Origin of the sequence: Dolichospermum lemmermannii CS-548 (assembly GCF_028330815.1) — a bacterium.
GTDB lineage: Bacteria > Cyanobacteriota > Cyanobacteriia > Cyanobacteriales > Nostocaceae > Dolichospermum > Dolichospermum lemmermannii.
Map to the genome: position 1 here is coordinate 20,800 of NZ_JAQMTJ010000098.1, position 6,466 is coordinate 27,265.

Sequence of the window (6,466 nt, forward strand, 5' to 3'; positions counted from 1 at the left end):
ATTGATAACATGGCGGAAGCCATAGACGACCCTGCATAGTGCTGGGTCGCTTGTCATTTAATGCAGTAGCCCACTTGTTATTTTTTAGGAGCTTATGTAGTCATCATGGCAGAAATATATTTACTGGATAAACTTAAATCTGTTGAACAAACATTTAATGAATTAACACGCCGTTTAGCCGATCCTGATACCGCTAGTAATCCTGATGAGTATCAAAAAATTGCCAAGTCTCGTTCTTCCTTGGAAGAGGTAGTTGATACCTATGAAACTTGGAAAACAACCCAAGATGAATTAGTAGGAGCGCGTCAGATCCTCAAAGAGTCAAATAGCGATCTAGAGTTGCAACAAATGGCAGCATTGGAAGTCAGCGAACTAGAGGAAAAGCTGGAATATCTAGAAAATCGCTTAAAAGTGTTGCTGATACCCCGTGACCCCAACGATGATAAAAATATCATGTTGGAAATTCGCGCTGGGACTGGTGGTGATGAAGCGAGTATTTGGGCGGGAGATTTACTGCGGATGTATTCTCGCTATTCTGATGTCCAAGGTTGGAAGGTGAAGCTAGTCAGCGAATCTTCGGGGGAAATGGGCGGGTATAAGGAAGTAATTCTAGAAATTCAAGGTGATAGTGTTTACAGTAAACTGAAGTTTGAATCTGGTGTACATCGTGTACAGCGCGTACCAGCAACGGAATCTGGGGGAAGGGTTCACACTTCTACTGCTACTATAGCAATTATGCCAGAAGTGGATGAGGTGGAAATTCATATTGACCCGAAAGATATTGAAATGAGTACGGCGCGTTCTGGTGGTGCGGGTGGACAAAACGTGAATAAGGTGGAAACAGCCGCTGATTTGTTCCACAAACCGACTGGGATTCGGATTTTCTGTACAGAAGAACGGAGTCAGTTGCAGAATAAAGAACGGGCAATGCAAATTCTCCGGGCTAAGTTGTATGAAATAAAGTTGCGTGAACAACAGGATGCTGTGACTTCCATGCGGCGCTTACAAGTGGGTACGGGTTCTCGTTCGGAAAAAATTCGCACTTACAATTATAAAGATAGCCGGGTGACTGACCATCGTTTAGGTCAAAATTTTACCCTTAACCCGGTTTTGGAAGGTGATTTAGAAACGGTGATTCAATCTTGTATTTCTCAAGATCAACAGGAACGGTTAGCAGAATTAGCCACCTCTGGTTCTAAATAAAAGGCGATTAGAAATCACGCCTACACAGACAAAACCCACCTTCGTGGGTTATACTAGTACTCTGTCAACTTTATTTTGACGGGTTTTTGGTAGTGCGGGCATCTTGCCCGCGTGAGCGAGACTAGTAATCTGTCAAATTTATTTTGACGGGTATTTGGTAGTGCGGGCATACTTCGACCCTTCGACCCTTCGACCCTTCGACAGGCTCAGGGCATCGCAGGCTCAGGGCTTCGCAGGCTCAGGGCTTCGCTTGCTCAGTACAAGTCTTGCCCGCGTGAGCGAGACGCTCACACTACAGACCATCATTTTTATCTTGACAAACTACTAGATATCTCCGAATACTTTTAAAATGTCCTCTAAGGACTAAATACCTTAAACCACCTATTTAGAACTGTATTGATTGTTTGTTTAATTTGATGGTTGCGATTCCATCTTTGAAAGGCGATTTCGTAATCTTCACCTTGGGTTTGAAAAGTATTCCAAATATCTAAGGATATGGCTAATCCGCAACCTAGTAAGATATAAAGTGACCAAGAAATACCGCCACCAATGGCATCCATAGCTAGGAAAAAAATATTAATAATTGCGTAATTTCCTAACCGTTTTTTAAATTTACTTTGACGATAAAGATTAAAAGTTTTACGTTGTTCAACTTCGCTTTGTTTGACTAACCAATCTCGTTCCGCTTGTTGCAATGTATCAGGTGATATTTGTAACTCTGTGGCAATTTCCACTATCTGCTGATAGGAAAATTCCTGATCATTATCATCCACTTGACGAGCGATCGCTAATTGCAGAATTTGCTGGACATCATCTTGACTGTAGGAACGCAGGCTGTCAGAGTTAAATGCTGTCATAATTGTTGCTCAAATAATAGTTTTAATAGAGAACCACGCTACCATCAGCAATATTTACACCATTTCTAGGTTAGCAAATTTAAACCAATCTGGTGTTCAATTAGTTATGGTTGGGAAAAAGATATATAGCCGTTATTAGATGAGGCAAGGGCGCAGGGGCTGCGCTCCTACGGGTTTTCAAGCATATTATGAAAACTTTTTTATTCATCTCCTGTGGAATCTAATTTAGCCACGCATAAGAGATTATTCAAGGCAATCGTTAATCATACATATATCCATTACCAAGAAGTCAAAAAATTCCATCCTTCTTTTTCGTCTCCTTCCTCTTCTCCTTTTGAAGTGTTGACATTTTCTCCTTGAAGTACATGATTGTATTCTCCTGAATCAACCCATTTTAATAATTCCCCTGTCCGCATAACTAACCAAGAAAGATTAGAATCTGAATAACTTGATATTTTCGTAACTTGATCTAAACTATCAACACTATTAGCAGCAAATTCGCGGGATTGAATGAGGAAATCTTCGATCACATGAGGAGTTAAATACTCTTCTGGCAAACCTGCAAGTTTCATCAGTGCGGTAGTTGCCACATCAATGTCCTGACAAGCTAATAAACCAGCCCGGTCAGCAGTGAACTTTGCCATCATTACCCAATTATATAACGCTAATTCTACACCACTAGCTATCAATCCTCCTAACCCTAATGTGGTACTGCTGATCCATATCTTTAATACTGGCATCACAATTGACATTTGATGATAAATCATGTGCTGACTTTTAATTCGAGCAATTTCGTATCCAAAAATAAACAGCAATTCATCATAATTTAACCATTCCATTGCTTCTATATTAATACCAACAATGGGTTTTTCTACCCCAATAATATAGGTTCTAATATGTCCTGTCCCTCGAAATAAATACAATTCAGGAATAGTTGTCACATCAAGAATTTGGCAAGCTTCTAACAATGGTTGATACAATTGGGGAAAATTTCGCGGTGTGACTCTGATTTCACTAGCAATACTTTGTAATCTTAGTAAACGATCAATACCATATTCGTTGACTTTTTTGAGTAAAGGAGAAAGTCCAGGCATACTTTGTAAAGAAGCTAAGGCTTTTTTATCGAAGGGGTGTTCGTAGGCTGTTGAACTAAGTCCAGTTAATATTTTTTTGGTCATGGGTAGTAATTTTAATTAAATCGGTTGATTCGATAGATTCGATAGATTTTATAAAAAAGATAAAATCCAGGGAATAAATTCCCTGTCTAAAAGCTAAAGTCGGTTAAAACCGACTATTTTAGCAAAAATAGGATAATTTTTGATTTTGAGTTAACTAGAGTGCGTTTTAACGCACTTTAGCTTTTAGACCGGAACTTAAGTTCCGGGCAGGTTTGTTCTTGTACTAAGTAGTTCGACCCTTCGACAAGCTCACTGTAACACTTGCCGAAGTATCCCTAGCCTAAGTTGACACCAATGAGCAGCACTAAACCTTTTAATGGTCCATTTTAGTCATAAATTAGACTTTTTAAAAATTGATAGTAGTATTGACATTGGTGACTACCAATTAAAAAAATATCCTAATTTGCAGTGCGGATGTACAGGTTGACATCTCTAAGTATTTGTGTCACACTTGTGATATAGATTGTCATCCCCAGACATCATTTTAATACTAATAATTAATCAAAACCATGAATACTGTTCTCACCCTGACTTACAACCAACTCAGCACCTTTGCTGGTTTAAACAATTTCTGGCAGGTTTTCGATACTACATTTGGTACACAATACGATCATACCGTAGCTGTAACCATTCGTACTCAATGGCTATCTGGTGATTTTAGTCAACTTCCGCAAATTGAGACTCTTGATAATAGCACTCTTGGCAATGCTAATGGCGCTTATGCCACCAGCACCAATAAGATTTATTTATCAGCTAATTTTATCGCAACTTCCACAGCAGAAGCCATTAGCGCGGTTCTATTAGAAGAAATTGGGCATTTTATTGATGCTCAAATTAATCAAATAGACACCCCCGGAGATGAAGGAGAAAAATTCTCAGCATTGGTGCGCGGACAAAATTTAACAACTCAGGAATTAGACAGAATTAACACAGAAAATGATTGGGCAAATATTACTGTAGACGGAAAAGTAATTGCTGTAGAACAAGCTGCGCCAATTGTTTTAACAGTGACAACAACCGCAGATCAAAATGATGGTAGTGCTACTGGTGGTTTATCATTGCGGGATGCGATTATAATCGCCAATGCGAATAAGACTACTGATTATGAAATCCATTTAACTGGAGGAACAACTTACAACCTCACATCAAATGGGATTAATGAAGATGCAGCCTTGACAGGAGATTTAGATATTAAAATTCGCAGTAATGTGCTTTATATTGTGGCAGTTGGTGGACAAGCAACTATTAATGCGTCAGGTTTATTAAATAGCGATCGCGTTTTTCATGTACTGGCTGGAGGAGCATTAAGCTTACAGAATGTAGTCGTTACGGGCGGCAAGATATCTAGTTATGGTACTAATGGAGGTGGAGGCATTAGGGTTGATTATAATGGCGCTCTCGATTTGTACAACACTACCATCAGTGGCAATAGTGCAGAGAGTAGCTCTTGGGGTGGCGGTATTTATAACGATGGTACAGTCTACTTGCGAAATAGTTCTATCAATAACAATAAAGGTAGCAACGGTGGCGGTATCCTTAATTCTGGCACTCTGATTGCGACTAACTCCACCATAAGTAATAATACATCAGGTAGTGGAGGTGGCATCTACAACTTTGATGCCTTGACGGTGATCAACACTACAATTAGTAACAATAGTGCAAGTGGCTCTGGTGGCGGTATTCAAGGTAACAGTAGCTATGGCTCTATTGCTTTAGTTAACACAACCATTAGCGGAAACAGTGCCGGAAGTGCTGGTGGTGGTATAGGTTCGGCTGGGGGCAACGTTATAAATGTACTGAATACCACAATTACCAATAATACGGCTGGTATTTTAGGAGGAGGTGGAATTTATGGCAGTGCCAATTTAAAAAACACAATTGTTGCTGGCAATTTTGGTAATTATGATTACCAGGGGACAGGCAAAGATATTCAAGGCACAGTTAACGGCAATAATTACAACTTAATTGGCTCTCTGGCTGGAGCCAGTGGCACTGTAGGCACTGGTACAGATATTGTTAACCCCAACCCCGGACTCGGACCCTTACAAAATAACGGTGGACTCACCCTTACTCATGCTCTCCTTCCTGGTAGCCCGGCGATTAACGCTGGTAACAACAGCTTAATCCCTGCTGATACAGAAGACCTTGATGGCGATGGAAATAGAACAGAACCCATTCCCTACGACCAACGAGGTTTAACGCGGCTTGTTGGAGGTGGAGTCGATATCGGCGCATTTGAGGTACAAGCAGCAGCCTTACCCAGCCTCAGCATCAAAGATATTACTGTTACCGAAGGCAACACAGGAACAACCAACGCTACCTTTACTGTGACTCTTTCTGCCGCCAGTACCTCTGCTGTCACAGTTAACTATGCTACTGCTAACAGCACAGCCACAGCAGGTAGTGACTATACCGCCTCCACAGGTACATTAACTTTTAATCCCGGTGTTACTAGTAAAACTTTCAATGTTGCTGTGACTGGTGATACAACATTTGAGCCGAACGAAACCTTCTTCGTCAACCTTAGCAATGCCACTAATGCCACAATTGCAGATAATCAGGCAGTAGGAACTATAACTAATGATGATACAGGCAATACTTACACCGCCATTGAATCAGCAGGAAACAACAAACTAGTCAAAGATGCAGCCAACAAATACTTTACCCAAGTCGGAACAAATACCCCAACTGCTATTAAAAACGGTGGACAACAAATCTTCCAAGATATCTACGGTTCAGGATGGCAAACGATAGCCGCAGAAACTGTCAATGGAGATAATCAAATCCTCTGGAAAAACGTTTCTGGAAACTATCTGCATATTTGGCATTTAGATAATAACTGGAATTGGGTTTCTTCTGAAGGAAATTGGGGATTAAATTCTGCTGATGCTTTAACTCAAGAAACTAACTTTGGCATAGATGCTAATGGTGATGGTATTATTGGCAATCCCTACACCCCAATTGAATTAGCAGGTAATACAAAATTAGTCAAAGATGCAACCAATAAATACTTTGCTCAAGTAGGAACAAACACCCCAACTGCCATCAAAAACGGTGGACAACAAATCTACCAAGATATCTACGGTTCAGGATGGCAAACGATAGCCGCAGAAACTGTCAATGGGGATAACCAAGTTCTCTGGAAAAACGTTTCTGGAAACTATCTGCATATTTGGCATTTAGATAATAACTGGAATTGGGTTTCTTCTGAAGGAAATTGGGGATTGA

The 6,466-nt window shown here is 40.3% G+C and carries 4 protein-coding genes; 2 read left to right on the forward strand and 2 right to left on the reverse strand.

What is annotated here, in order from left to right:
- The first annotated feature begins 105 nt into the window (after positions 1-105).
- Positions 106-1,203 (forward strand): peptide chain release factor 1, encoded by a 1,098-nt coding sequence (gene prfA, locus PN450_RS06630; RefSeq protein WP_271835785.1) that lies wholly within the window; start codon positions 106-108, stop codon positions 1,201-1,203.
- 356 nt (positions 1,204-1,559) lie between these two features.
- Here the strand turns inward: prfA and PN450_RS06635 are convergent, their stop codons facing one another.
- Both PN450_RS06635 and PN450_RS06640 read right to left on the reverse strand, forming a co-directional pair.
- On the reverse strand, positions 1,560-2,060 hold the full coding sequence (locus tag PN450_RS06635; protein ID WP_213799133.1) for a 2TM domain-containing protein: 501 nt from the start codon (positions 2,058-2,060) through the stop codon (positions 1,560-1,562).
- A gap of 278 nt (positions 2,061-2,338) precedes the next feature.
- A complete protein-coding gene (locus PN450_RS06640; RefSeq protein ID WP_271835786.1) occupies positions 2,339-3,238 on the reverse strand; it encodes a M48 family metallopeptidase in 900 nt (299 codons plus the stop codon).
- 509 nt (positions 3,239-3,747) lie between these two features.
- On the opposite strand from PN450_RS06640, the gene PN450_RS06645 reads away from it, so the two are divergent.
- Positions 3,748-6,466 (forward strand): choice-of-anchor Q domain-containing protein (locus PN450_RS06645; RefSeq protein WP_271835787.1); only part of this gene is annotated, 2,719 nt, incomplete at its 3' end.